The sequence below is a fragment of the Neobacillus sp. 114 genome, from assembly GCF_030127045.1.
Lineage (GTDB): Bacteria > Bacillota > Bacilli > Bacillales > Cytobacillaceae > Neobacillus > Neobacillus rhizophilus.
The window spans coordinates 6,169,844-6,195,618 of record NZ_CP126144.1; the positions used below are offsets into that span (position 1 = coordinate 6,169,844).

At 43.7% G+C, this 25,775-nt stretch carries 21 protein-coding genes; 7 read left to right on the top strand and 14 right to left on the bottom strand.

Translation table 11 applies throughout. From position 1 onward, the window contains the following. The first annotated feature begins 123 nt into the window (after positions 1-123). A complete protein-coding gene (locus QNN06_RS30125) occupies positions 124-396 on the top strand; it encodes a hypothetical protein (RefSeq protein WP_284036655.1) in 273 nt (90 codons plus the stop codon). Between the two features lie 802 nt (positions 397-1,198). Here the strand turns inward: QNN06_RS30125 and QNN06_RS30130 are convergent. Together QNN06_RS30130 and QNN06_RS30135 are read right to left on the bottom strand one after the other, a co-directional pair. Then, the gene (locus QNN06_RS30130) at positions 1,199-2,497 is read right to left on the bottom strand and encodes a hemolysin family protein (RefSeq protein WP_284036656.1); all 1,299 of its coding nucleotides are present in this window, start codon (positions 2,495-2,497) and stop codon (positions 1,199-1,201) included. A gap of 714 nt (positions 2,498-3,211) precedes the next feature. Next, positions 3,212-4,714: a mechanosensitive ion channel gene (locus QNN06_RS30135; RefSeq protein ID WP_284036657.1), complete on the bottom strand. Its 1,503-nt coding sequence runs from the start codon at positions 4,712-4,714 to the stop codon at positions 3,212-3,214. Between the two features lie 191 nt (positions 4,715-4,905). On the opposite strand from QNN06_RS30135, the gene QNN06_RS30140 reads away from it, so the two are divergent. The 6 genes from QNN06_RS30140 (at position 4,906) to QNN06_RS30165 (ending at position 10,287) form a co-directional block, all read left to right on the top strand. Beyond that, entirely contained in the window at positions 4,906-5,145 is a 240-nt protein-coding gene (locus QNN06_RS30140) for a hypothetical protein (protein WP_213117165.1), read from the top strand. Positions 5,146-5,215: 70 nt separating this feature from the next. After that, a complete protein-coding gene (locus QNN06_RS30145; RefSeq protein WP_213117164.1) occupies positions 5,216-5,386 on the top strand; it encodes a CsbD family protein in 171 nt (56 codons plus the stop codon). A gap of 48 nt (positions 5,387-5,434) precedes the next feature. Beyond that, complete coding sequence (locus QNN06_RS30150; RefSeq protein ID WP_284036658.1) at positions 5,435-6,217, top strand: general stress protein; 783 nt, start codon at positions 5,435-5,437, stop codon at positions 6,215-6,217. A gap of 244 nt (positions 6,218-6,461) precedes the next feature. After that, complete coding sequence (locus QNN06_RS30155; protein ID WP_284036659.1) at positions 6,462-7,559, top strand: GerAB/ArcD/ProY family transporter; 1,098 nt, start codon at positions 6,462-6,464, stop codon at positions 7,557-7,559. A gap of 12 nt (positions 7,560-7,571) precedes the next feature. Then, the gene (locus QNN06_RS30160; protein WP_284036660.1) at positions 7,572-9,107 is read left to right on the top strand and encodes a spore germination protein; all 1,536 of its coding nucleotides are present in this window, start codon (positions 7,572-7,574) and stop codon (positions 9,105-9,107) included. 31 nt (positions 9,108-9,138) lie between these two features. Next, positions 9,139-10,287 carry a Ger(x)C family spore germination protein gene (locus QNN06_RS30165; protein ID WP_284036661.1) on the top strand — a complete coding sequence of 383 codons (1,149 nt, stop codon included), beginning with the start codon at positions 9,139-9,141 and terminating at the stop codon, positions 10,285-10,287. Between the two features lie 299 nt (positions 10,288-10,586). On the opposite strand, the gene QNN06_RS30170 is transcribed toward QNN06_RS30165, so the two are convergent. From QNN06_RS30170 to nuoL, 12 genes are all read right to left on the bottom strand, one after another. After that, positions 10,587-11,816 carry a glycosyltransferase family 4 protein gene (locus tag QNN06_RS30170; protein WP_284036662.1) on the bottom strand — a complete coding sequence of 410 codons (1,230 nt, stop codon included), beginning with the start codon at positions 11,814-11,816 and terminating at the stop codon, positions 10,587-10,589. A 12-nt stretch (positions 11,817-11,828) separates the two neighbouring features. After that, the gene (locus tag QNN06_RS30175; RefSeq protein ID WP_284036663.1) at positions 11,829-13,019 is read right to left on the bottom strand and encodes an O-methyltransferase; all 1,191 of its coding nucleotides are present in this window, start codon (positions 13,017-13,019) and stop codon (positions 11,829-11,831) included. Between the two features lie 72 nt (positions 13,020-13,091). Then, complete coding sequence (gene rfbG / locus QNN06_RS30180; RefSeq protein ID WP_213117157.1) at positions 13,092-14,177, bottom strand: CDP-glucose 4,6-dehydratase; 1,086 nt, start codon at positions 14,175-14,177, stop codon at positions 13,092-13,094. Between the two features lie 42 nt (positions 14,178-14,219). After that, on the bottom strand, positions 14,220-16,043 hold the full coding sequence (locus tag QNN06_RS30185) for a glycosyltransferase family 2 protein (RefSeq protein ID WP_284036664.1): 1,824 nt from the start codon (positions 16,041-16,043) through the stop codon (positions 14,220-14,222). Between the two features lie 14 nt (positions 16,044-16,057). Beyond that, complete coding sequence (rfbC, locus tag QNN06_RS30190) at positions 16,058-16,612, bottom strand: dTDP-4-dehydrorhamnose 3,5-epimerase (protein ID WP_284036665.1); 555 nt, start codon at positions 16,610-16,612, stop codon at positions 16,058-16,060. A 64-nt stretch (positions 16,613-16,676) separates the two neighbouring features. After that, positions 16,677-17,756 carry a class I SAM-dependent methyltransferase gene (locus tag QNN06_RS30195; RefSeq protein ID WP_284036666.1) on the bottom strand — a complete coding sequence of 360 codons (1,080 nt, stop codon included), beginning with the start codon at positions 17,754-17,756 and terminating at the stop codon, positions 16,677-16,679. Between the two features lie 6 nt (positions 17,757-17,762). Next, positions 17,763-18,677: an NAD-dependent epimerase/dehydratase family protein gene (locus QNN06_RS30200; protein WP_213117153.1), complete on the bottom strand. Its 915-nt coding sequence runs from the start codon at positions 18,675-18,677 to the stop codon at positions 17,763-17,765. Further along, complete coding sequence (locus QNN06_RS30205; protein ID WP_284036667.1) at positions 18,674-19,372, bottom strand: LbetaH domain-containing protein; 699 nt, start codon at positions 19,370-19,372, stop codon at positions 18,674-18,676. The genes QNN06_RS30200 and QNN06_RS30205 overlap by 4 nt, the downstream gene beginning before the upstream one ends. Before the next feature lie 41 nt (positions 19,373-19,413). Beyond that, complete coding sequence (gene rfbF / locus QNN06_RS30210; protein ID WP_213117151.1) at positions 19,414-20,205, bottom strand: glucose-1-phosphate cytidylyltransferase; 792 nt, start codon at positions 20,203-20,205, stop codon at positions 19,414-19,416. Positions 20,206-20,771: 566 nt separating this feature from the next. After that, entirely contained in the window at positions 20,772-22,304 is a 1,533-nt protein-coding gene (gene nuoN / locus QNN06_RS30215; RefSeq protein ID WP_261363785.1) for an NADH-quinone oxidoreductase subunit NuoN, read from the bottom strand. A 6-nt stretch (positions 22,305-22,310) separates the two neighbouring features. After that, a complete protein-coding gene (locus tag QNN06_RS30220; protein WP_213117150.1) occupies positions 22,311-23,816 on the bottom strand; it encodes an NADH-quinone oxidoreductase subunit M in 1,506 nt (501 codons plus the stop codon). Beyond that, positions 23,813-25,681, bottom strand: coding sequence for an NADH-quinone oxidoreductase subunit L (gene nuoL, locus QNN06_RS30225; RefSeq protein WP_284036668.1), 1,869 nt, complete (start codon positions 25,679-25,681; stop codon positions 23,813-23,815). The genes QNN06_RS30220 and nuoL overlap by 4 nt, the downstream gene beginning before the upstream one ends. Positions 25,682-25,775 lie beyond the last annotated feature (94 nt).

The window sequence follows — 25,775 nt, forward strand, 5'->3', positions numbered from 1 at the left end:
CAACTCGCTCCCTTCACTGAAACTCCTATTTTCTTTTTCTCCCCAAAAATTAGCCGCTCCAAACAGGTTTCATCTGTACAAGCTGTGGGTATGCATATAGAAAATCGATAAGGAGGTTTTAATATGAAACGAGTTGTAGGTATAGGATCGTTAGTGGCAGTAGGAGCTGGGGCCTCGGCGGCTGCGATGTGGCTATCAAATAAACCGAACCGCCTCAAAGCGGAAAGCTTTCTAAGAGACATGAAGCGAAAAGTGCTACCGACAGTCTTTGAAAAAGCGGAACAACTCCCAATCCATAAAGGCGGCCACCCACACCCGCACGACATCGAAGACAACAAAATGGTCGACGAAGGCGCCATCTACTCCGTACAATTCTACAACGAAAAAATGCAATGATGCATGGGGACGGTTCTTCTGCCTCATTTTTGGGGAAGAAACAGCAGAATCGTTCTCAAGTCCCATCGAACTTTCATTATTAGCCCATTAAAACCAAATTCAAGGCTTATCAAAAAGTGAGACAAGGGGAGCTCCCCTTGTCTCATTCTTCTGTCTTAACTGGAGGTGACCATGATCGCTTGCATTAAAAAGTGCGGCACGAGAACCGTCCGAGACCACTGAAAAATACATCCTACGAAACTGGAGCGCTATTTTTCTTAGGCGGCTAAACGGAGTACCTAAATGGCATATTTTTACCGGTGCGACACTTTTCTTGTGCACACGGGTAGAATAGATTGCTTATTTTTACCGGTGCGGCACTTTTCTTGTGCACACGGGCAGAATAGACCAGTTTATTTTTACCGTCGCGGCACTTTTCTTGTGCACACGGGAAAAATAGACCGCTTATTTTTACCAGTGCGGCACTTTTCTTGTGCACACGGGCAGAATAGACCGGTTTATTTTTACCGTCGCGGCACTTTTCTTGTGCTCACAGGCAGAATAGACCGCTTATTTTTACCGTCGCGACACTTTTCTTGTGAACACAGGCAAAATAGACCGGTTTATTTTTACCGTCGCGGCACTTTTCTTGTGCTCATGGGCAGAATAGACCGCTTATTTTTACCGGTGCGACACTTTTTCTTGCACTCAGGGCAGAATAGATGGCTTTTTAAAAATATTTCCACTCTCAACCAAGGCCGTTTTGTCTTTAAGAACCCCTACTTTGGAATGTTTTTCAGCGATCTCGAACCGTCCCCATGCCTCACTTTTGTACCTCCAAATACATGATGTGGGATCCGTTTGCTTCATTAATCTTGAAGAGCCAGCCTTGTGTTTCAAGGGTGGCACCTGCTCCGAGTTGGGGGGCGTTGTGTTGGGTGAGGAACCAGCCGCCGATGGTGTTGACGTCTTCGGCCGCCAGGCTTGTGTCGAGAAGCTGGTTGACGGACGCAATCGGAACTTTGGCACCTACAATATAGTGGTTTTCCGCTACCTGCTGAATGTCCGCGACCTCATCAGCATCAAATTCATCCCGCACCTCGCCGACAATTTCCTCGATGATGTCCTCCACCGTCACCAGTCCCGATGTGCCGCCATATTCATCGTGCAAAATCGCCATATGAATCCGCTCCATCTGCATTCTGACCAGCAAATCATGAATCGGTATCGTTTCAATCACGGTAATCACCGGCTGGATGTACGATTTGATTTTCCAATTTTCATAGAGGCCTTTATTCATCAATTTCGCTGTTAAAAATCTTTTTACATTCATTACTCCGGTTATATGATCTTTATCGCCTTCCATAACGGGGTAGCGGGTGTACCCCTCTTCCTTCAGCTTTCGGAGCACCTCCTGAACGGACTCATCAACGGAGATGCAGCTCATTTCCATCCGTGGCACCATAATTTCCTTGGCGGTCCGCTCATCAAATTCAAAAATATTACTGACATATTGGAACTCATTCTGGTTAATCTCCCCCTGTTCCAAGCTTTCCGCCAGCAGCAGGCGCAGCTCTTCCTCTGAGTGAGCAAGCTCCTGCTCCGTCGCTGGCTTGAAGCCAAACAAGCCAGCGAGCGCACGGGCCGAGCTGTTCAGTGCCCAAATAAAGGGATGCATGATTTTGCTGAACAGAATCATCGGCCGGGAGAACAGCAGCGCAATTGCTTCCGCTTTTTGGATCGCGACGGTCTTGGGCGCCAGTTCGCCGACCACTACATGTAGAAAGGTCACCAAAACGAAGGCTAGCACAAAGGCTAGAAAATGCGAAACAGATTCATTTAAATGCAAGACGCTGAACAACGGATGCAGCAATTTTTCAAAGGTCGGCTCCCCTAACCACCCGAGTCCGAGCGCGGTAACGGTGATGCCGAGCTGACAGGCCGAAAGGTATTCATCGAGCTTGGTAACGACCTGCTTTGCCGGCAACGCCCCCTTCTTCCCGGCCAGCACTAATTCGGCAAGCCGCGACGGCCGTACCTTGACAATCGCAAACTCCACCGCCACAAAAAATCCCGTCAGCAAGATTAAAACCACGATTAACAATAATTTAAAGATCATCATAGCCGACTTCCCCCTCCCTACAAAAAATCATTTTGGTATATTCACCAAGCGAAAGCCGCCTATAGGCTACCCATCCCTCGATTTTTCCTCGGTTTCAGGCACCAATACCCTTTATTGGCTACCCATCCTTCGATTTTCCCTCGGTTACGGGCACCAATACCCTTTATTGGCTACCCTTCCCTCGATTTTCCCTCAGTTACGGGCACCAATACCCCTTATTGGCTACCCTTCCCTCGATTTTCCCTCAGTTACGGGCACCAATACCCCTTATTGGCTACCCTTCCCTCGATTTTCCCTCAGTTACGTGGCACCAATACCCCTTATTGGCTACCCTTCCATCGATTTTTTCTCCATTTCGGGCACCAATACCCTTTATCGGCTACCCTTCCATCGGGTTTTTCTCCATTTCGGGCACCAATACCCCTTATTGGCTACCCTTCCATCGACTTTTTCTCGGTTTCGGGCCAATACCCTTCATTGACTACCCTTTCCTCGACTTTTCCTCAGTTACGGGCACCAATACCCCTTATTGGCTACCCTTCCATCGGTTTTTCCTTGGTTACGGGCACCAATACCCCCTTATTGGCTACCCTTCCATCGATTTTCCCTCGCGTTCGGGCACCAATACCCCTTATTGATAACAATCTTTTTGTAAAGATCCTTGAAAAATAACAATCCGAAATCGTCGCATCGATTCCGGATTGTGATCTTCCATTATTGGTTATTTCCTCCTTGGTCCAGTTTGTTATCAAGCTTGCGTAAATATTTTGCCGCAAAGTCTTTGCCGCCAAGACCAAATGACAGACCGAATGCCAGGGCCAAGCCGCCTAAGAGGAGGATAAACGCAGCATTGACAATTGAATGGGCCACGCCAAGCTGGTCGAGCGCCATAAAGACGGTCACCGCAAACACAGCGTACTTGGCAACCACCGCCAGCGTGCGGGCATAACTTTCCTTGACCACATTTCTAACAATGCGCTCAACTAGGTTCCCGACGTACAAGCCAACCCCCAGAATCACATGGGCAGCGAACAGCATAGGCAGGTAAGCCAGCACCGCCGACGCAAGGGTCACTAAGAAGTCTAAGCCGACTATTTGTAATGCTTCCACGGTAAATAACAGGACAATCACAATTTTCACAACCATACCGACAAGCTGGGACAGGCTGTACTTCGCTGACTCAGGACCAACAGCACCACCAATACCCAGTTGGTGCAGCAAACCATCAAACCGCAGCCTCCACAGCATTTGCGCCACCAGTTTTTCCACCCACTTGCCAAGCCAGATCCCCGCCAATATCAGCACCACTGCTACTGCGATATTGGGAATCAACGCCGCCACTTTTTCCAGCATCGCAATCGCCGGAGCAGAAACCCCTTGCAGGTCCAATTTTTCCAAAGCGGTAATAATCGTAGGAATCAAGATTAAGATAAACACAATATTTCCGACGATCCCAGCAAGGTCCAGGCTTCCCTTCATTCCTAACCGCTCGCCAAGCGTTTCACTGCCAATGCTTTTTAAAAAATTCGTTAAAATATCGCGGACCAATTTCGCCAGTAGCCACCCTATGAACACAATCAACGCAGCGGCAAACAACTTCGGAATAAATGATAGGAAGGTTGTCAGAATTCCGGCGACCGGCTCTGATACCCCCTCCATTTGTAAGGCGCCGAGCACCCCTGGCAAGAACAGCAGCAAGACGAAATAGAACAGTGCTTTGGCGATTTTCGCCACTTTTTCGCGGCCATCGATTTCGGTTTTGGCTAGCTTCCATTTGGCTAACCGGTCTGGCAAATGAAGCGCCGTCGCCCCTTTTTCAAATGCCTTGCGCAGGACAGTCGCGACGATCCAGGCAAACAATAGAACTAATGCAGCTTTTAATACATTGGGTATCGCGCCGGTAATCGACGACAGCATATGGACCAGCGGCGATGCAATATAGCTTAAGTTCAACATATTAAAGAAGATAATCCAGACAAACACCAGTAATAGGTAGTAAATAATTTTTCCAATGATTTTTTCTGAAGAATATTTTCGGCTTCCGTAGCCTGAAAAAAGCTTGTCATCGAAGCTCGTTTTCTTGAGGGCGGCTTCGGTCACTTTCCCTATTTTTTTGGCCGCCAGCCAGCCTACTATTAATAGAAGTAGTGCGAGGATTAAGATCGGCAGCCGATCCGTGTATATGTACCACTCGGCCAACATGTCCCTTACGTTCATATTCATCTCTCCTTTTTGTTTGTCGTGCTCTGATACGTATTTAACCCCGTTTGGAAAAATTGAAACCTCTTTTTCTAGCAGAAAAGTTTTTCAAAAAAAATGTTTCATCCCTTTTTTCGCTGGGAATATAAATGGTGCACGGCAAACGAACCGAAAGTTGGTTCATAAAAATTTTTGGGAGGGAATGAAATATGTTGAATCGCAAGAATTTAGCCGTTACCGGAATGGCTGCGTTATTGACATTTGGCGGGTTGGCCGGCTGCGGCGACGGTGTCGACCAGGATAATGGCCTTAGCGATGGCAAACAAAAGGATCAGATTGATAACGATACAAAAGCCAGCGCCAAAGGCACCATGCAGAAGGCAAAGGACAATATTAAAGAAGCAATGAAAGATGTCGAGCAGGAAATGAAGGAAAAAAGTCAAAATTAAAGTTTTTCTAAAAAAATGTTTCACGGTAAACCGATTAGGGAAAGCAACAAATTAAAGGAGGTAAAAAACAATGAATAAAGAGAAGGTAAAAGGCAGTGTTGATCAAGTGAAAGGTGAACTAAAAGAACAATGGGGCCGTTTGACGGATGACGAGTCCAAAGTCGTAGAAGGAAAAGTTGATAAGGCGAAAGGAAAGTTAAAAGAAGGATATGGTGAAGTAAAGGACAAGTTTTCGGACTAATGTATGCCTGGCATCTAGTAATCTATTTAAAATAGAGGAGGAAGCAAAATGGACAAGCATATGAAGAATGTAGTTGGTGTATATGATACAGAACAGGAAGCGATTCATGCCATTGATCTACTATTAAATCAAGGATACCACAAGGATGAAATCTCTGTGATTGGGAAAAACGTTAACCATGTTGCAAGGGACACAGGTACAGCCATGGAAGAAACAGCAGCGGCCGGAGCGGCTGTCGGCAGCGCCCTTGGCGGAATACCCGGGTTACTCGCGGGAGCTGGCGCACTAGCAATACCTGGCGTTGGTCCTTTTATCGCAGCTGGACCAATTGCGGCCGGGCTGATGGGAGCCGCTGCCGGCGCTGGCATTGGCGGTTTGACCGGTGCTCTTGTAGGAATGGGGATTCCCGACGACAAGGCGGAGTCCTATGAAAATTCAGTTAAAGAAGGGAAAATAATAGTGTTGGTTGAAAAGCACATTGATAATCGAAATGACCGGAACTATTTACATGAGGATACCGAGCTTGATCACCCGCCATTAGTTGGAGTAGATGGGCGGAATCGTAATCGTAAGGAAGATGGATTAATTAAAGAGGGGCCGCCGTTTCCAGGTTCAAGCTATAAATTTAATGAATTCGGCTCAAACATGGAGGAAGAGTCGTCACTAAAAGATGACCGCAACACCTTAAAGAAAGCAAACAACAGCTCAATGGCCCAGGATTATTCTGAAATGAAGAAGCTTGGCCGTGAAATGGAACAACAACCTACAGAAGAAAAGCTCCGAGACGAACATCTTAAACCAGACCCGCTGCAATCAACTAAAAAAGCTTAAGATTCATTCACCCACTACCATCTACCATCCTAAAAAAAGAGGCATCTTTGCCTCTTTTTTTGTGTGCAGCCAGATGATGCACGGGGACGGTTCTCGTGCCTCATCTCATTGTTGAGACACGAGAACCGTCCCCGTGTCTCATTCACATGCCCCCCTCCCCCATGTATAAGGAAACACTTAATGGAAAATAGTAAACATGCGTGAATTAATTTCCAAATGGGTTCTTCCTTTTAAGGGTGATTGGATGAAAGTTGAAAAAATCAGCCGGTTGCAGCTTTTTTACTTAATGACTGGGTTTGTATTAGGAACTGCGATGATTTTAGGGCTTGGCCATGAGGCAAAACAGGATTCGTGGATTTTTATTCTGATTGGTATGTCTTCCAGCCTGATTATAATGGCCGTCTATACTCAATTGGCTTCCTATTATCCGGGTGATTCTTTGGCCCAGATGCTTCCTAAGCTTCTCGGGAAGTTTCTTTCCTATCCAATCATCCTGTTGTATATTTTCCATTTTACCTATTCGGCTGCCAGAGGGAGCAGGGAATTGGGGGAATTGATTGACTCGACCATATTAAGTGAAACCCCGTTGGTTATTATCATCGGAAGCTTTATGGCACTGATGGTGTATTGTCTGCGGGGCGGAGTGGAAACGTTTGGCCGCATGGCCGAAATCGTCTTTCCAATTTACTTATTTTCTCTCATTCTGATTTGGATTCTTTTATTTAGTGTCGACCAATTTAGTTTAAAAAACCTCACTCCCATACTTGGAAATGGTGTAACACCGGTTTTAAAAAAAGCAGTCCCTACCGCAATCAACTTTCCATTCGGCGAAACCATTGTCGTCCTGTTGTTTTTCCCGTTTTTGACCCACAATGGGCCGGTTCGAAAGATTTGCATGTCCTTCCTTCTTGTAGGAGGCGTCCTGTTAACGATCAATTCCATCATGCTGATTGCGATATTGGGACCGGAAATTTACAACTTCGACCTTTTTTCACTGCTCTCTGCGACGCAGATGGTTTCCGTCGCCGATTTCCTCGAGCGATTTGATGCTCTTGTTATTTTATTGATGGTATCTGGCGTATTTTTTAAGGTTGGTGGTTTCATATTAGCGGCAGCTATTGCCACTTCTCATTTATTCAAATTAAAACAAACCCGTTCTGTCGTGCTGGGACTTGGTACCATCATTGTCCCTTTATCGACGATAACCGCGTTAAGTTATGTTGAACATTTAGAATTTGGATTTAAGTTTTATGTCCCATATGTCCATACCGTTTTGCAAATTATCTTGCCGATTCTGTTTTTATGTATTGCCTTCATTCGTAAAAAACTAGGGTCTAAATAGGTGGTGCCGCCTTTGAGATTTTTCAAGCGACAAAAAAAATTACCAGCTCTTCTTCAGGAGCAAAGTGAAAATAATCCATTATCAGGAAATCTTGAGGAAGACCTTCATCGGTTTAAACAGCTTTTTGAAGGGGCTGCTGATTTTAGTTATCGAGAGCTGCAAATAGGTTATAACTATTCAGCCGTTGTTTTATACCTGAATGGATTGGTTGATATGGAAAGAATGGAACTGAATGTCATCCAGCCTTTGATAAGCCGAAACGAGGAACTGCTCCAGCATCCTAAGCCTGCCCTTGACCAATTTAAGGGCGTTCTGAATGCATCTCAAGTGGTTCAGGTAGAAACGTTCCAAACAATCGTGGACCAACTTTTGGCAGGCGGCACCATTGTCTTAATTAATACGTTTAAAAAAGTGCTTGTTATCAGCGAACAGAAATGGGAGCAGCGCTCGATTGATGAACCGGTTTCTGAAGCGGTTGTGTTGGGCCCGCGCGAAGGGTTTACGGAAAATATCCGCACGAATACCAGTATGATTCGCAGACGTTTAAAAACAACGAAACTGAAATTGGAATATTTGAAGTTAGGAAATCTCTCGCAAACGAATGTGGTCATTACCTATCTAGAAGGTATTGCAGATGTCTCCATTGTGGAGGAGGTTCGCAGCCGATTAAACATGATTGACATTGATGCGATTGAGGACAGCAGTTATATTGTTGAGTTTATTGAAGATGAGCCGTTTTCCGTGTTTCCCCAGGTGTTACAAACGGAACGGCCCGACCGGCTGGCTGGCAACCTGCTTGAGGGAAGAATCGGTATCATCGTGGACAACAGCCCGTTTGCCCTGATTGTTCCGGTCACTTTTTTTCAAATGATGAACTCTCCAGAAGACTATTATGGAAGGTTTATCATGACAACGTTTATTCGCTTAATCCGGTACTTATTTTTATTAATTGCCTTATTATTTCCTTCTATTTATATTGCTGTGACCACGTTCCACCAGGAATTACTGCCTACCAATCTTTTGTTCAGTGTCGCAGCCTCAAGGGATAAGGTACCCTTTCCTGCGGTTATCGAAGCGTTATTGATGGAAATCACCTTCGAGGCGCTGCGTGAGGCAGGGCTGCGCTTGCCAAGACCCATCGGTTCGACAGTCAGTATTGTCGGTGCGTTGGTCATTGGCCAATCAGCCGTTGAAGCGGGAATTGTTTCCGCTCCGTTAGTCATTGTGGTCGCAACGACAGGGATTGCCTCATTCATGTTTCCGAGTTATCCATTGACAGGGGCCATCCGGCTTCTTCGCTTCTTTATGATTTTTATGGCTGGGACGCTTGGTTTTTATGGTATTCTTCTCGGCGTTTTCTTTATCTTGGCTCACCTTGTACAGCTTCGATCGTTCGGTGTTCCCTATCTTGCACCGCTCGCTCCGTTTCATTTTAACAATATGAAGGATATCATCATTCGCGTCCCTTGGTGGAAAATGAATGAACGGCCGCATGAAACAGGAAAAAGCAATTTGAAGAGGATGAATTATAAACCTCGTAAATACTAGTTTGTTTTTTTAAAAAAGGGCAGGGATACGAATGAACGTGATGAGACTGTTTTTCCTATTGGTCATAACCATGTTTCTGACAGGCTGCTGGAACCGTATTGAGATTAATGATATTGCCATCGTGACGGCAATTGGATTAGACCTTGTGGAAGACGATAAGGTCCATCTCTCCCTTCAAATAGCCATTCCATCGAAGCTGGGTTCGACAACAGGAAGCGGCGGAGAAAGCGGCAAAGGTTCATTGGTTATTTCCGATACCGGTGTCACGATTTCTGAAGCATTCCGAAATATTCAAGGCAAGCTTCCAAGACGGATTTTCTTTTCCCAAAGCCGGGTTCTGTTAATTGGCGAGGATTATGCCAAAAAGGGCGTCTCCCCGGTTATCAATTTCCATACAAGGTACAATAAAACGCGAATCAACAGTTTTATTATGTTTACAAAAGGCGAAGCATCTAAAGTCATCAATAGCATGCCAAAGTTTGAGAATATTTCCGCCGAAGAAATAAAAGAACTTAACAAGCTGAACATTGGGCTGAAAGTTTATATACGAGATTTTCTCAATATGCTTCTTACAGATGGCTTGGAGCCATACGGACCACTGTTTACATTAGAGGCATTGGAAGTAAAACCGAAAAATAAATCAGAGCCCGTCCAAAGCATCAAGGGAACGGCCGTGTTTAAAGGGGACAAGCTAATCGGCTGGATGGATCAATTGGAAACCCGGGGTCTTTTATGGCTCAAGAATGAAATAGAATCAGGGATTGTTTCCATTAAAATACCGAAGGAGCAAGGCGGAGGAAATATCAGTATGGAAATCCTTAAAACAGATACAAAGTTGGAACCAAAACTAAAAAATGGTCATTTACAAATGAACCTAACAGTCTCCACTAGATTGAATTTAATAGAAAATGATTCGCAGTTAAATTTATTTGATACAAAAGTAATCAAGGATTTGCAAAATAAAGTGGATAAAGAAATTGACGGACGTATTCAAATGACAGTTGATAAAGTCCAAAAGGAGTATCAGTCTGACATTTTAGGATTCGGGCAAGCGGTCTACAGGAAATACCCGAAACAATGGAAAACCAGCTATCAAAAGAACTGGGATCAAGAATTTCCGGGATTGGCGGTCACCATCCACACGAATTCTATTATAAAAAGAACCGGTGTAACTAAATAATTCCAAAAGGGGACATGACCATGCTCAGGTATCTTTTCATTACTCTCATTTTTGTCACAATATTTATCTGGGAAACATCAAAGTTATTGGGAAATAAAGAAATAAAAGAACTAATGATCTTCTCTTTTCTAACCTTAGTCGGATTCGTGTTATGTATCATTGGGGTTATACGGGATCTTATTTGAAAAGGATACGGATTGTTTGGGCCCTAGCCGCTAACGAATCGGTATCCTTACTTTTTTGATATTTACTTTTCGGTGGTCTGAAATATTCAGCCTTTTTTTCACATTTAGTCTTTATTAAACAGATATTTTAAGCATCATATCAATTTTTTTACACAACCTCACCCAGTCAAAATGATCAATGGCATCTTGCTGAGTACTATAACACACGGTTTTTAGCAGCTCTTGATTGTTACATGCTTCAATCATCCTTTGAGCTAATTCAGCACTATCACCAACCGCATGTAAAGAGCCGTATTCAACCTGGCGATTTTTTAATTTATCCTGATCGTCCAATGGATTTACTCTTAGTTCAAACTTTAAGGCTGCATCCCGGCATCCATCAATATCCGAGGTTATCAAATAACATCCATGCGCTTTCGCCTCAGAAAAAACATTTGCAGATGCTTCACTAATAGAAGGTAAGGAAAATATTTTTGCTTTACGAAACCACTCAGAGAGGATCTTTTTATCCTGTATATAACCTAAGAAGGTAATTCTGTCATTCAGATCAGGATTTTCTTGTAAATATTTTTCAACATACGGCTTAAATGATTCCTCAATACTCCCCGCTAAAACAAGCCTCCAACTGTCAGGTATATGTGGTTTTGCTTGCTTGAATGCTTCTAGCAGTACATTAGTTGCCTTCTGAGGGGTTCCTAATCTGCCTGCAGTGAGAATGATATTCTCTTTCTCCTCAAATGCAAATATTTTGGTCAAATGATTCTCTTCACAGCCTAAGGGATAATAACCGTTTGGTATATAATGGACAGGCACTGGCCATTTTTTATTTATATATTCCACTATTGATTCACTTGTGATCAAATCGCAATTTTTAAGAAATTTTACAAACTGCGCAGCCATCGGTGTATTATTAATCCATGAAATATTTGCGTCCAGCTTCAGATAGACCTTGCCGGCTGGGTTCAGTTCTTTATATCTTTCAACAGCATCAAAATAAAAGGGATAAATCCCAAATACATATAAAATATCAATCTTTTTGGCGTTATTTTCGATATATTTCACCATATCTTTGCAGCAGTCAATTAAATTCGAACTATACACCGTTTGTAATATGTCGTCCGGGTGGTAATAAAAAGATGGCTCTATATAATCAAACTCGATATCCTCAGTGAAAAAGCTTAACGAAGGGTAAGAGATATGGGTATCACTTGGTTTATAGGTGGCATAGACTGCTTTATAGCCAAGATATTTTTGCATTATATATGGGATAATCCCAACATCCTTCGTTACATGCACATCCATAAAACCCGGCACTAGCATATAAAATGTTTTTCTATCATTCATAAATACACCCGCTTATTTATTTAGATCCTTTTCAAAATCATATAATGCTTGAAACCAACGGTTGAGCAGTGTCCTTGTTTCTTCTATATTGAATTTTGTCTTTGGATCATCACTTTGTTTATAGTCAATCATTGTCTCTACATATTTATCCTTAACAGCTATAATAGCTTTCTTTAAAGCTCCATAGCCTGCTGTGTACGCTAAATCAGTGGAGGTCAATTCACATTTTGAGATTTCCATCCCTATATCCTGCTGCAGCAACTCAAGCGTATGACTCTCTGTTTGATTGAGAGTATTAAGGCCGTTTAAACCTCGCTCAATCGAATGCCCAACCTCTATCAGCTGATTTATGGTATCTCGTTCAAATCGATAACAATATTCCTTTAAAATATTCTCTTTAAGTTCCTTTGTAACAGTTATTCTCCATATTTGCGAATTTCTAATGGGTTTTTCATAATGATCATCAAATAATTCCTTCAAAGCAAAGATTACACCCGTGTGATAGCCCCCTTCTGTGATCTCATCATCAGTATATTTTTTATTTTGTAGGTGAGGAGGCAGCTGATGAAAATAACAATCACAATGATAGCCGATTAAAAGACCGCCAGTCTTGACTTTTTTTATAGACTGTACAATCTCTGAAAGGAGCGTTCCATATCTTTCTTCTTTAATAAAAATACAATCAAAATAATCATTTTGTAATGTCTTAATGATTTTCGAGGAATCACCAATTAAAGGTATAATCTGTTCCGAAACACCGCCGCTTTTCATCTCTCCGTTAAAGCGATCATACGTGTCTGAGATTTCAAGCAAGTTAACTGATTTCTGGTCACTCCCGCCCCATTTGTGGCAATAAAAAAGTATATTGTCATCGGAGAAAAGCTTAAGTGTTTTCGCTTGAAAATATGCCGTTAATCCAAATTTACCCAGCTCAAGCATTCTTATATTTTTTCCATTGGTTTTTAGCAAATAATCAAACATGGAGCAAACGATTGATAGTATATCAATCAGCATGACATTTTCGGCTTTTAGCTTGGATAATTGTTCGAAACTTGTGATGATATCTACTAAACCTTCCATATAATACTTGGTATACTTTTCTGTTAAATTGATCCCAAAATCCGCCAACACGTTTTTTTGACCGAACTCGTTTAAAACGAATTCATTTTTGTGGCCATCTATTCTAAATCCAATTTCAGACATTTTTGCAGCACCTCTTTTTCATTACATTTGATATTTTTCTCTAATGTTCCCCCTCTGCTGTAATCCCCTCTATCATTCTAGTGAACTTTCAGCCTCATATTGGTCTATCTGCTGGACACAGAGTTCCTTTAAATCTTTACCTTCCAAATAACCGGCAACCCATTGAATCGTTGCATCCAAGGCCTTATCCAAAGTCCACTTTGGAGTCCAATTAAGCTCATTTATTGCCTTGGAGCAGTCCAGTTTCAGCATATTTGCTTCATGCCAATGATCCTGTCTAATCACCTGATAGCCTGGGTGCTGATAAGGCCATCTGCCAAGCATTTGTTTGACAATCCACTCAACTGGCCTGGCATCGCTGTCTCTAGGGCCAAAATTCCAGGCTTGCGCATATTCCTTGCCATCCAAAAATAAATGCTGGCAAAGCAGCAGATAGCCCGACAATGGCTCTAGCACATGCTGCCAAGGACGAACGGCATCAGGATTCCTGATTTTGATCTGCTCTCCTTTCGTCAAAGCTCTGACCAAGTCAGGAATTAACCGATCTTCCGCCCAATCACCGCCTCCGATTACATTACCTGCCCGCGCCGTAGCCACCTGTGTTTCAGTGGATTCCAAAAATGATCGTCTATACGCCGAGGTAATCAATTCTGAGCACGCTTTACTGCTGGAATAAGGATCAAATCCTCCCAAAGGCTCACTCTCACGGTATCCCCAATGCCATTCCTGATTTTCGTAACATTTATCCGTTGTTACATTCAAGATGACACGTACCGAACTGCAGGTTCGTGCGGCCTCCATTATATTTACAGTCCCCATCACATTGGTTTTATACGTCTGGACAGGATCTTCAAACGATTTCCGAACCAAAGGCTGTGCCGCCATGTGAATGATGATCTCTGGTTGTGCCTTTTTCAGTGAAAGTCTCAACTTTTCCAAATCGGTTATATCACCGATCACCGACTCCACCAAAACATCCTTCACTTTCCCCTGCTCAAACAAAGATGGAGTCGTGGGAGCAGGCAAAGAGTACCCTGTCACCTTTGCCCCCATGCTATGAAGCCATAGGCTTAGCCAGCTGCCTTTAAATCCCGTATGACCTGTAAGAAACACATTCTTTCCTGCCCAGAAGCGCCGACTTATTTTGCCTGTTTTCATTCAATTCGCTCCTGACTTTAATAAAAAATTCCTTTCATACATCTATTGTTTAGGAGGCTGATAATCCATTTGGTACAGCAGCACATTGTTTAGAAATAATGACTTCAATTGTTCCATTTGTATTTCTTCGCTACTACCAAAAAGATGGGTCAAAACGTAGCTAACCTTCTCTCTCTCAGGACTAAAATGTGATAGAAAATTATTTATTGAAGATAATTCAAACCCATATTTCCTTGCCTGCATGCCAATCATGTCAGGAAAATAAATTTTGTGATTGAGTTTGGATGATTTGGAAGTAATCATTATTTCGTACAACGTGTCTATGTTTAGGGTATTGTTGACCATAAATATTAGTTTCCCGTTACGATCCATAACCGTGGAGAGCGATTTGAAAATGGTATCCAAATCATCAGAGTAAACATCCAGAGGTTTTTCAATGAAGGCAAGGTCAATCTTGCCGTTAAGCTCTTCTGGGAACCGATGTAAATTTTCGAGCACAAACACATTTGGTGAAATAGTATTTAAATCAACAACATATTTTGAATCTGTTGTGCAAACTGACAACTGGGGTTTAATGCCATATTTTGACCATAAACGGTTTTTTATTTGCAGCAAGGTGGCTCCGCATTTCACATCCAACCCTAGAATAGACTTAACACCCGCCAGTTTCCCAAAGTCTATCTGCGTGTAAGCCGGATTAATGTGTGCATTCGACCAAGAATCAAAACCGTATCTCTCTAAAAAGGTTTGTCTTCCTTCTTCCAAAGAATTTGTCTCGTGGTCACTGGCGGTGGTTATGCTGCCATAATGGTGTGTTGCTGTATCTGCACAATAAACGAGTTTGTAGCCGGCGCGTCTGATTCGAAAACTGAGGTCGTCGTCTAGAAATTCGCCACGGTAATAGCGGGTATCATAATAGCCAATTCGTTCCAAAAGAGCTGTCGGGCAACACAGAACATTGGGCAGCAGAACCACTCGTTCTTCCCATTTTGAAGGGTCACTTACATTGTATTCTCTGGCCTTTTCCTGAAAATCCTCTATGGATATGAAGGGGATGGATATTTGCTGATAATTGGAGATAGAGGTCGTACCTGGCGACACAAAACCAATTTCGGAATCGGCTTCAATACAAATAAGCAAATTTTTCAACCAGTTCGGTGTAAAAATGAAGTCGTTGCACACAGCAGCGCAGTATTTACCTTCCGCCGCCATCAAGCCCATGTTAAAGCCTTTCACAAGGTGCACATTGTACTTCAAATAAATCACTTTTGCTCCAGGAATCGATTCAAAATATTCCTTTGTTCCATCCGTGGAACCGTTATCCACCAAAATTAATTCGTAGTCCACATCATCCATGTTCGCTAAAATACTTTCCAAACAATCGCGGGTATATTTGAGATTATTGTATCCAAGCAGAATGACGCTGACCTTTATGCGGGCTTTGTCCCCTCGTGCGACAATTTCGCCATGATCAACGGTTCCTAATTCCGGATAAAGACGTGGGTAGTCATGCTTGTTAACGAAATTCTCTACGATATAAGCGATTTCGAACTCTAAAATCCGGAACAAAGAGCGAAAGTGATACTTAAAATCATATTGAATCCCCACTGAATTTTTGTTGATAACATGCTGCTTTAGCTGTTCCATGTAAAAAAGAATATTTGCATTGATTTCTTTTACACGGTGAGGAAGGGACACGCCGGCCGTTAGGTTTTGAATGGTTTCCAGACCTTCCGCCATGGTATCCAATATATTTAAATCCGACTCACTTAACTCACCACGATTAAGGCAGCTCTCCAGCTTACTAATGCCCTCATTGGCATCCTGTAACATATCGAGCAGCTGTTTTGCTGTTGAATTATCCACGTATTTCCCCTCCTTTAAAAAATGATTCCATCCCTGCCCAAATCAAAGTTTTTCCACTTTCTGTCTTTCTCTGAAATAATAAGATCATCCTTAACAGGCCAGTCTATTCCAAATACTTCATCATCAAAGCGAACTCCAGACTCATGAGAAGGACTATAATACTCACTGACCATATAATGGATGGCCGCGTGATCCGTCAGTGTCAGGTACCCATGAGCAAAACCTTTTGGAACATATAAAGACAAGCGATTTTCCTGAGATAATGTTATTCCAAACCATTTCCCAAAAGTAGGGCTTTGACGGTTAAGGTCAATGATCACGTCGTAAATGGACCCCTGAAAGCAAGAGACAATCTTGTCCTCACAGTATGGCGGAAGCTGAAAATGCATCCCTCTAAGCGTCGCTTTACTATGGTTAAATGCCATATTAGATTGAACCACATCAAAGGAAATTCCATGATCAGCCAACGTTTTTTTGCAAAAGCTTCTGGCAAAAAAACCGCGGCTGTCCTGAATCGGCTCCATTTCAATCAATACAGCCTGATGCAGGGGTATTGGCTTAACAAACATGCTTACTCTCCTTATCGCTTAAAAATTTCCCAAAAACCCTTAGTATCTTTTGGAAAGGGCATGATTAATAACTGCCCTCTTCAAATGTCAAAAGCGTTCCTGTGAATCCAAGTTGAGAAAGTTGATCTTGTATTTGTCGTTTATGTGAATTAGCAAATAGAATAATCATATCGAATTGACCAACATGCTCAGATGTCGGCTTTACAATGGGAATGCCTGCAATATTATGTCCATGCTTGTTTCGGTCGCTATCAAACATGCATGGAATACTGATTCTCCCCTCAAGCATAGCGAGAAAGCAGACTGATTCCGCTCCCGCTCCCCATGCTGCAACCCTGGCATTGACTGGAATTTTTGAAACAAGCTGATTAAGTGCTGCTTGCCTTCTTGTGCTGAAGGTATCGGCTGGTTTAGGAACGTTTTTTACATATAATTCTAGCAAGTTGGGATCTTCACTTTCCTGAGCACACACAACTGTCAAACCTGCCCGCTTCGCCATTGCCGTGAGACTAGTTACAGAAAAGTACTGGATATGATCCGTGCATAAATTATTATATAAGCGTTTTTCTACTATCCGTTGTCCATTGGGCACCTCGACTAGGAGAATGCCGTTTTCATTCAGTAGCCGGGCAGCTTGAGCAAACAAATCCCCAGGTTGTTCAAGGTGCTCAAGTACCTCGATGATACTTATGGCATCAAATCCAGATTCAAAGATTAATCCTTCATGGAAATAATCATTTATTACCGAAAAGCCTTGCTGCTGGGCGCTCAACGCGCTTGTTTTAGATGGTTCCACTCCGTAGAGTTCTTCAAAGTGTTTCTCCGCCAGCTTAAGATAATGTCCGACACCACAGCCAATATCCAAAAATCGCTTACGTGCTGGAGCAAGCATCGCCAAACGCTCGACTTGCTGTTGGCGGACTCGCTTAAAGCTTGATCCCCAAAAAGAGCCCATGGAATAATCCTGGTAATACTCTTCACTTATAAAAGAAGGAATCTGAGTGTGTCCACATGTGGCACAATGATAAATTTCCAAATCTCGCAAATGAAGCAGATCTGAATTATATACATTCATCAACTGGTGTGGAGCTTTCTCATACTTTTCCTCAAAGGTACTTATTTGACCGCAAATACAGCAGTTCATTGTCCTTCACTCCTTTCCAGACCTGGTGAGAAGTACATTGATCATTTCCTTTACAAAAGTCTCCAGTTCGTCTCTTGGTGCTAGGTTTCGATCATCGTACATGCTGGTAAATTCAAAAGTACCCTGATGATCGGACCCTTCAGGACGAATGATTCGGACTGGCAAATTAAAAATCTCCAATGCCACCTTCTGCACTAGAAGGGCATATTGCCAAACGCTCATGGTTTCTTTCCCATACGCATGGAAAATACGCCCCTCCGGTCTTTGCTCCAATATCCAGAGCACTTTCTTGCATACATCCGAAACTCCGACAAAATTACGGAGCTGATTGCCTGGAGTCAAAAGTGTTATCGTTTGGTTCTCTACTGCTTCCCTGCAAAATAAAAATGGAATCAGGTTCCACCGTTTGAATGTTTCACAGCTTACTGGGACGCCAAAAAGATTAGATGGCCTAACAATCCATCCATTCACTTTATTAGAGCTGTCAAACATCTGAACAGTCAGTTCCGCAGTACCATGCGCTAATCCATAATCATTTCGCGGAGTAATAGGTGTATTTTCTGTCAATCTTCCTTCCTGTGAACCAAAAACATGAAAACTAGAAAAATAGATAAAATCCTTGACATGGTTATTCGTGCAAAAATCAAGCGCGGCATGCACTCCCGTCGCATTTTCCGACAGAGCACGATAAGGATCTGTTTTATATATGGCTTCATTCGGAGATACCGTGTGGATCATCGCATCGATTCCAGTGCTTTTCAGGGATGCCACCTCATATGGTGAGGTGAAGTCCATTTTAAGATCTCCGTTCATCGTTCTTGTGGCGGTCAACACCTTAAATTTAAGATTTCTTAATACCCGGGCCAAGTGAAGAGCTATATAACCGTCCGCACCGCTGATCAAGACTGTTTTTTGCCTCATGTTTCTACTCCATCAAGCGGAATCGGAACATTAAAAAAGGTCTGCGCCCAAGGTTTTCTGCTCTGTTCTACCACATGCTGCCCAGTTTCCGTATGGCGAAAATAAAGTGATCCGCTGTTCAGGCTTTTATTTCTCAGCACAGCGTTATTTCCTATTGTTACATGATCTCCGACCTTGCAATCCCCAATAATGGTGGACTGTGGGGCCAATGCCACTCCTTTGCCAAGAACAGGATACACTCCGTTGATGGCACCGACTGTACATCCTTGATAGCATACAAAAAAATCACTGTAGGACGCCTTTCCCAATACGATACCGCCGCCATGCACAATAAGGAATATATCGGGCATCTGGGCATCGAACATACAGACTACACCGTTTAGAGTCTTGTTCAGGTAAAATATTTTGGAAGCAAGTTCCGTGTCACCAAATTCTTTCCATGCAGAATTAGACAAGTACCATAAAAACAGCGTGTATTGATCGGAATGCAAATGGGAGAAAAAAGTGGTTCCGTTGTCATGGAATGATTTTAACGAGACATGCCGAAAACAGTACTCGGTACGTTCCAATGCCTGGTGTATAGACTGAGTGAACCGTTTTTCCTTCGGAGACAATCGGTTGTCGGGAAAAAAATGTTTCAACTGATGAAACACATATGCCTGCAAATCATCAATGGATAATGACATTTTCAACATGATCAACTCCATTCAATGACTTATTCCTGGCTGCCAAAAATCTAAACCTGACCATCATTCCATACCTTCCATGGAGCCTTTTTATTTTTCCACATTTCTTCAAGAAGAATCTTTTCACGAAGAGTGTCCATTGGCTGCCAAAAACTATGATGTTTATAGACGTTTAGTTCGCCTTCCCGTGCCAGATCTTGCAGAGGCCCCTGCTCAAAAATGGTTGTATCTTTGTCCTGAATATAGTTGAAAACTTCAGGCTGGCAAACCATGAAACCGCCATTAATCCAACCGCCATCACCTTTAACCTTTTCCGTAAACCCAATTACCTGGTCACCATCCAACTCCAATCGGCCAAACCTTCCATCTGGCTGAACAGCTGAAATAGTGGCAAGTTTCCTGCTCTTTTTATGGCAGAGAACCAGCTGATTGATGTCGATATCGGCCAAACCATCACCGTACGTAAGCATAAAAGGTTTTTTCCCTACATAAGGCTCAATCCTCTTAATGCGGCTTCCGGTCATGGTGTTAAGGCCGGTATCTACTAACGTAACTTTCCACGGCTCTACCTTATTTTTATGAATTTCCAGTGTGTTCCCAGAGGTAAAGTCATATGTGATAGCTTCGGACATATGTCGAAAGTAATTTGCAAAATATTCTTTTATGACATAACCTTTGTATCCTAAACAAATCACAAATTCATGATATCCGTAATGTGAATAGATCTTCATGATGTGCCACAATATGGGTGCCTCACCGATCTCTACCATTGGTTTGGGCTTTAGATCCGATTCTTCACTGATCCGAGTTCCCCTGCCGCCTGCCAAAATAACTACTTTCATATATGATCCCTTTCTAAATGAACTAGACAATAATTTTAACTTCAAATTAACTTATGATTCATAGAGCCATTTTGCCTCGCGTGCTTGAAAAATTGGGTCCTGACGGCAGTTTTCAAGGTCATTCATCCACCCAAAAGAATAAATTCAGATTTGCACTCTGTTTGTCATCAGAAATAGGTTAGTAGGTTTAATCCTTATTGCTTTCAGGCACAAAAAAAAGGAAGAGGTTCCTGGAACCACTTCCTTTTTGTCAGCCGGTCAGACGGCAGAAGGTGTATTTTTTTTAACTAGGCTCTGTTAAAACTGAATGTTGATTTCGCTGTACTTGAAAAATAAACGGAGAAAATTCGCTTAAATTGGGAAATACCGATATTTCCTTAAAAATAAGGGATGTTTTTCCTCTTATCTGATCAAATTCTTTGGATTTTGTCTTATTTAGAGCAGTTAATCGAATATTTACGCTTATATCTGCGTCTTAAGCTTCCTCTACATACATTAGCCGAAAATTCTTCGCTTATTAATTGTCATACCAAACCGAAAATCAACAATTAATAATAACAGAGCCATTAACTAAAGAAATCCTGAACAATATCCAGGTTATTATGCATAAAGTCGAGCGCAATGTTTGGCATGATACCGAACAAAACCGAACCAACCACTGCCACAATCAACACAACTACGATTCCGAACGGCAGGTTGAACTTGCTGCCTTCACCCTCTCCTTCAGAAGCGGCCGGAGCCGGACGGAAGAAGATTTGTGTCATGACGCCGAAATAATAGAAATACGATACCACCGTCGTGGCAATCATCACCGAAGCCAACACATAATGTGGCTGGCCGGCAAAGGCTCCCACAAAAATGTTTAACTTACCGATGAAGCCCGCTGTTCCCGGGAAGCCAGCCAAGGAAATCAACAAAATTCCCATTGTCACGGCCAACCACGGTGAGCGGCGGTACAAGCCGGCAAAGTCCGCAATCTTCGTAGAACCTGTTTTTTCCGACACCACCTGGATGACTGCGAATGCGCCCATGTTCATGAACAAGTACGCCAGCAAATAGAACCAGATGGAATAAAACATATTCGATGTTAAAGTTGTTACGGCTACTAATAAATAACCAGCGTGCGCGATACTTGAGTACGCGAACATCCGTTTAATATCAGACTGCCGTAGTGCCACGACGTTACCGATAATCATCGTAGCGGCTGCGATCACAGCAAGGTAATTTTGCATATCCAGCAAGATTGGAATAGAACCAGGCCCGTTCGTTGCTGCAGATCCGAATACCGTTAACAAAATCCGCACGACAATCACAAAACCGGCTGTCTTTGAAACAACGCTTAAGAACGCTGTAACAGGAGTCGGCGCACCTTGGTACACATCCGGTGCCCACATGTGAAACGGAGCGGCTGCCAACTTAAATCCTAAACCAACCAAAATCATCAAGAACGATAAGCCAAGCAGGTATGCTTGCTGCCCGTCCATTAGCATCGACAGCTGGCCTGCGATTTCTAGCAAGTTAGTCGAACCAGTCAGTCCGTACACATAGCTCATCCCGAATAAAGCAATTGCGGACGAAATACCGCCATTGATGACGTATTTCATCGCAGACTCGTTGGAGTTTAACCTATCCTTCTGGATGCCCGCCAAAATATAAGATGGTATCGATAACAGCTCAAGGCCGATGTAAAGGGTGATTAAATCGCCACTTGAGGTCATCACCATGGCACCTAATAATGCTGATAATAATAGGTAATAAAACTCGCCCGTATATCTTTCCAAGCCATCGGTGGCTTTGTAGCTAGTAGCCAAGAACAATACCAGCGCCCCGCCGCCTAAAATCAGCAGCTTAAACGCGATCGCAAAGCTGTCGAGGCGGAACGTGTCATGCAGAATCGACTCGACGTGACCGCCGGCCATGCCGAAGACCGACACCATCGCCGCAAGGATGGCCGCAATGCCAATCCAGCCGAGGATTTTTCGGTCCATATGTTTTGGCATAAACAGATCCATTATCACCAAGATTGCAATCACAGCAAGGATGATGAATTCCGGTGTCATGATGCTCCAGTTTAACGATTGAAATTGATCAAAACTCAATCCTAATCACCCTCCTAACCCAAGCATGATAGTCTCAAGTGTGGCTTGAAGCGGTGAGCTTAGAACACTTGGGTAAACACCAATTAACACAATTAACGCTGTCAAAACCACAACCGGCACGAATTCCACGCCCTTCAAATCAACGAAGCCAATGAACTCGCGGTGCGCCTTACCAAACGTCATGCCTAAGACGGCACGAAGCAGGTACGCTGCGGTCATGATGATGCCGATAGTTCCGACTGCGGCAAGCCATGGCAGTTCTTTGAACAGTCCAAGGAAAGCCATGAATTCGCTGACGAATCCCGACATGCCCGGCAAACCAAGCGATGCCATCGCGCCCGCCAACAAGAAGCCGGCTGCAATCGGCATGCCCTTTGCTATACCGCCGAGGTTTTCGATAAGCGACGTGTCGGTCCGCTCGTATAAAACTCCCACTAAGAAGAACAATAAAGCTGAAATCAAACCGTGCGATACCACTTGAAAAATCGCACCTTGGATGCCGGCTTCATTCATCGCCGCAAGTCCGATTAGCACGATACCCATGTGGGAAATCGACGAGTAAGCCAAAACCATTTTAAAGTCGGATTGAATGAACGCCAGGAACGCACCGTAAAGCAGGTTGATCACGCCCAGAATGGCAATCAAAGTTGCAAGCGTTTCGAATTGCGCTGGAAAAATCCCCATCCCGAAACGGATTAAACCGTACGCACCGATTTTTAATAGAATCCCAGAGTGAATCATAACCACGGATGGCGGTGCCTGCACGTGAACTTTCAACATCCAGCTGTGCAGTGGGAAAATCGGCAATTTCACGCCAAACGCAATTAATAAGGATATCAATAAACCTAGTTTCAAGTCGCCAGACAATGGCGCACTTGGGTCGGCCATGATTTTTGTTAACAGGTCGATGTTGGTCGTGCCTGTTTTTGCAAAAAGAATCATGATGACGATTAACAGAACCGCTGAACCTAATCCGTTATAGATTAAGAAACTGTAAGCTGCTTTTTCTTTTTCAAAATAACCCCATTTTCCAATAAGGAAGAAAGTTGGGATAAGCGTAATTTCGAAAAAGATGAAGAACAGGATTAAGTTTTCCGCTGTGAATACGCCGAGCATGCCGACTTCTAAAAGAAGGAACAGCATGAAGTAGCCTTTCCATTCTTTTTTCACATACCTTGCTGCAATGGCCGCAAGTGTTGCAACAACGGCAGTTAACACGACGAGCAGCAGTTGGAAGCCGCTTAAGCCAAGCTCATAATAGACTGAAAATATTGGCGCATCGCCGCTCATGCCGCGGAATTGAATCCATTCATGTCCAATTGTGAAGTCCGATAATTTTTTTCCGGCAAGATAATGAGCGTACGCTGCAAGCGCTAAGGCCAGTGCCGGCAGAGTGGCCAGGAAGCCAACGAACTTGATCGCTTTTTCCTGCGTTTTTGGCATAAAGGCTAGAACGACAATACCTAGTAAAGGGGAGAATACTAGTGTTGTCAGAACCCACGATAAATTCATTTCAAGTACCCCCCTGTTAATGCGAAGATGACTGCGAGTACCGCAAGTCCGATAAAGGCCACTGCTCCGTAGGTTTGCACCTGACCATTCTGCATTTTCGAGCCTGTTCTGCCAAGCCCTTGTACGAACCCGGCCACACCCTTGACGATACCTTCTACTAAGAACACGTCAATGAAGCGCAGGAAGTAGCTGAACCCTTTGACAAAATTAACGACGATTAATTGATAGAATTCATCCACATAATATTTGTTCAGTAAAATCGTATGCAGTGTGCCGCCTGCGCCGCTGAGCCAGTCGCGTGCGACAGAGCGCTTTCCGTAGATTAACCATGCCAGGTAGATTCCTAATAAGGAAACGACCGTAGCGGCAATCATGATCCAGGCTGGACCTTCGATATGGCCGTGGCCAAGTGCCTCGTTGCCGTCAACAAGCCAATCGCCAAGGAACGAACCGAACCATGGTGTGTTCACATAACCGCCGATGATAGCCAGAACGCCAAGGACAAGCATTGGCAGGGTCATCAAAGATGGTGATTCGTGAACATGTTTTTGTTCGCCGCGCGCTTCGCCGGTAAACACCAGGAAGAATAGGCGGAACATATAGAATGCGGTAAAGAACGCCGCGATTAACGCTAATAGGAATAGCACCGGATGGCCGCCTTCCCATGCTGCGACTAATATTTCATCCTTACTGAAGAAACCGGATAGTCCCGGTACCCCGCTGATGGCGAGTGTTCCGATTAAGAATAACGGACCAGTAAATTTTAATTTTTTCCAAAGGCCGCCCATTTCCTCGATGTTCTGAGTGTGGACCGCATGGATCACGGAACCGGCTGCCAAGAATAGCAATGCTTTGAAAAATGCGTGTGTCATTAGGTGGAACACACCAGCCACATAGCCGGCGGAACCAAGTGCGAGCATCATGTAGCCAAGCTGTGAAACAGTCGAATACGCGAGAACGCGTTTAATATCCGTCTGCACAAGGCCGATGCTGGCTGCGAAAATCGCGGTGAATGCACCAATTGTCGCTACAGTCAACAGCGCTGTTTGGCTCGCTTGGAATAGCGGGAAAAGCGCAGCAACCAAGTAAACCCCGGCGGCAACCATTGTAGCGGCGTGGATTAAGGCCGAAACTGGTGTCGGACCTTCCATCGCGTCTGGAAGCCATGTATGAAGCGGGAACTGACCAGATTTACCAACCGCCCCGATAAAAATTAAGATCGCTGTTAAGGTAATCATCGTTTGTGAGACAGCGCCAGCCTCAACCGCTCTGAAAATTTCGCTGTACTCAAAGCTTTTCGTTTGCCAGAAAATCAGAATCATCCCGATAAAGAGACCAACGTCCCCAATCCGGGTCATGATGAAGGCTTTCTTTGCCGCTGCCTTCGCTTCTTCTTTGTAAAAATAAAAACCGATTAATAGGAACGAACCGACACCGACTAGTTCCCAGAAAATATATGTTTGGAGCAGGTTCGGCGAAATGACGAGACCGAGCATCGCAAACGTAAATAATCCTAAGTATGCATAGAACACTGGAAAGCGCTCGTCCCCATGCATGTACCCTTTGGAGTAGGTATGTACAAGAAAGCTGACAAGCGATACGATAAACAGCATTAATGCATTTAATTGATTCACTTCAAAGCCCGCTGTTAGATGCAGATCTCCTATCGTGAGCCAGTCAAACTTGGTGATGTAGGTTGGCTCTGTAAAGCGTTCGAATAACACGAGAATTGAGAAAACAAGCGATGCTAACGTAAGCAGAATCCCCACATACGCACTCGCCTCCCTCAGCCGCTTACCGATGAGAAGAAGGATCAAAAACGATAATAGCGGGAAAAGCGGTATAAGCCATGCATTTTCCATCATTATCATCCTTTGTCTGGGTGGTTGAATGCCCCACCCGGAATTAGTCGAAATTGGCGTCATGTCTGCCGTGGGCGGACAAATGTCCACACGCGGT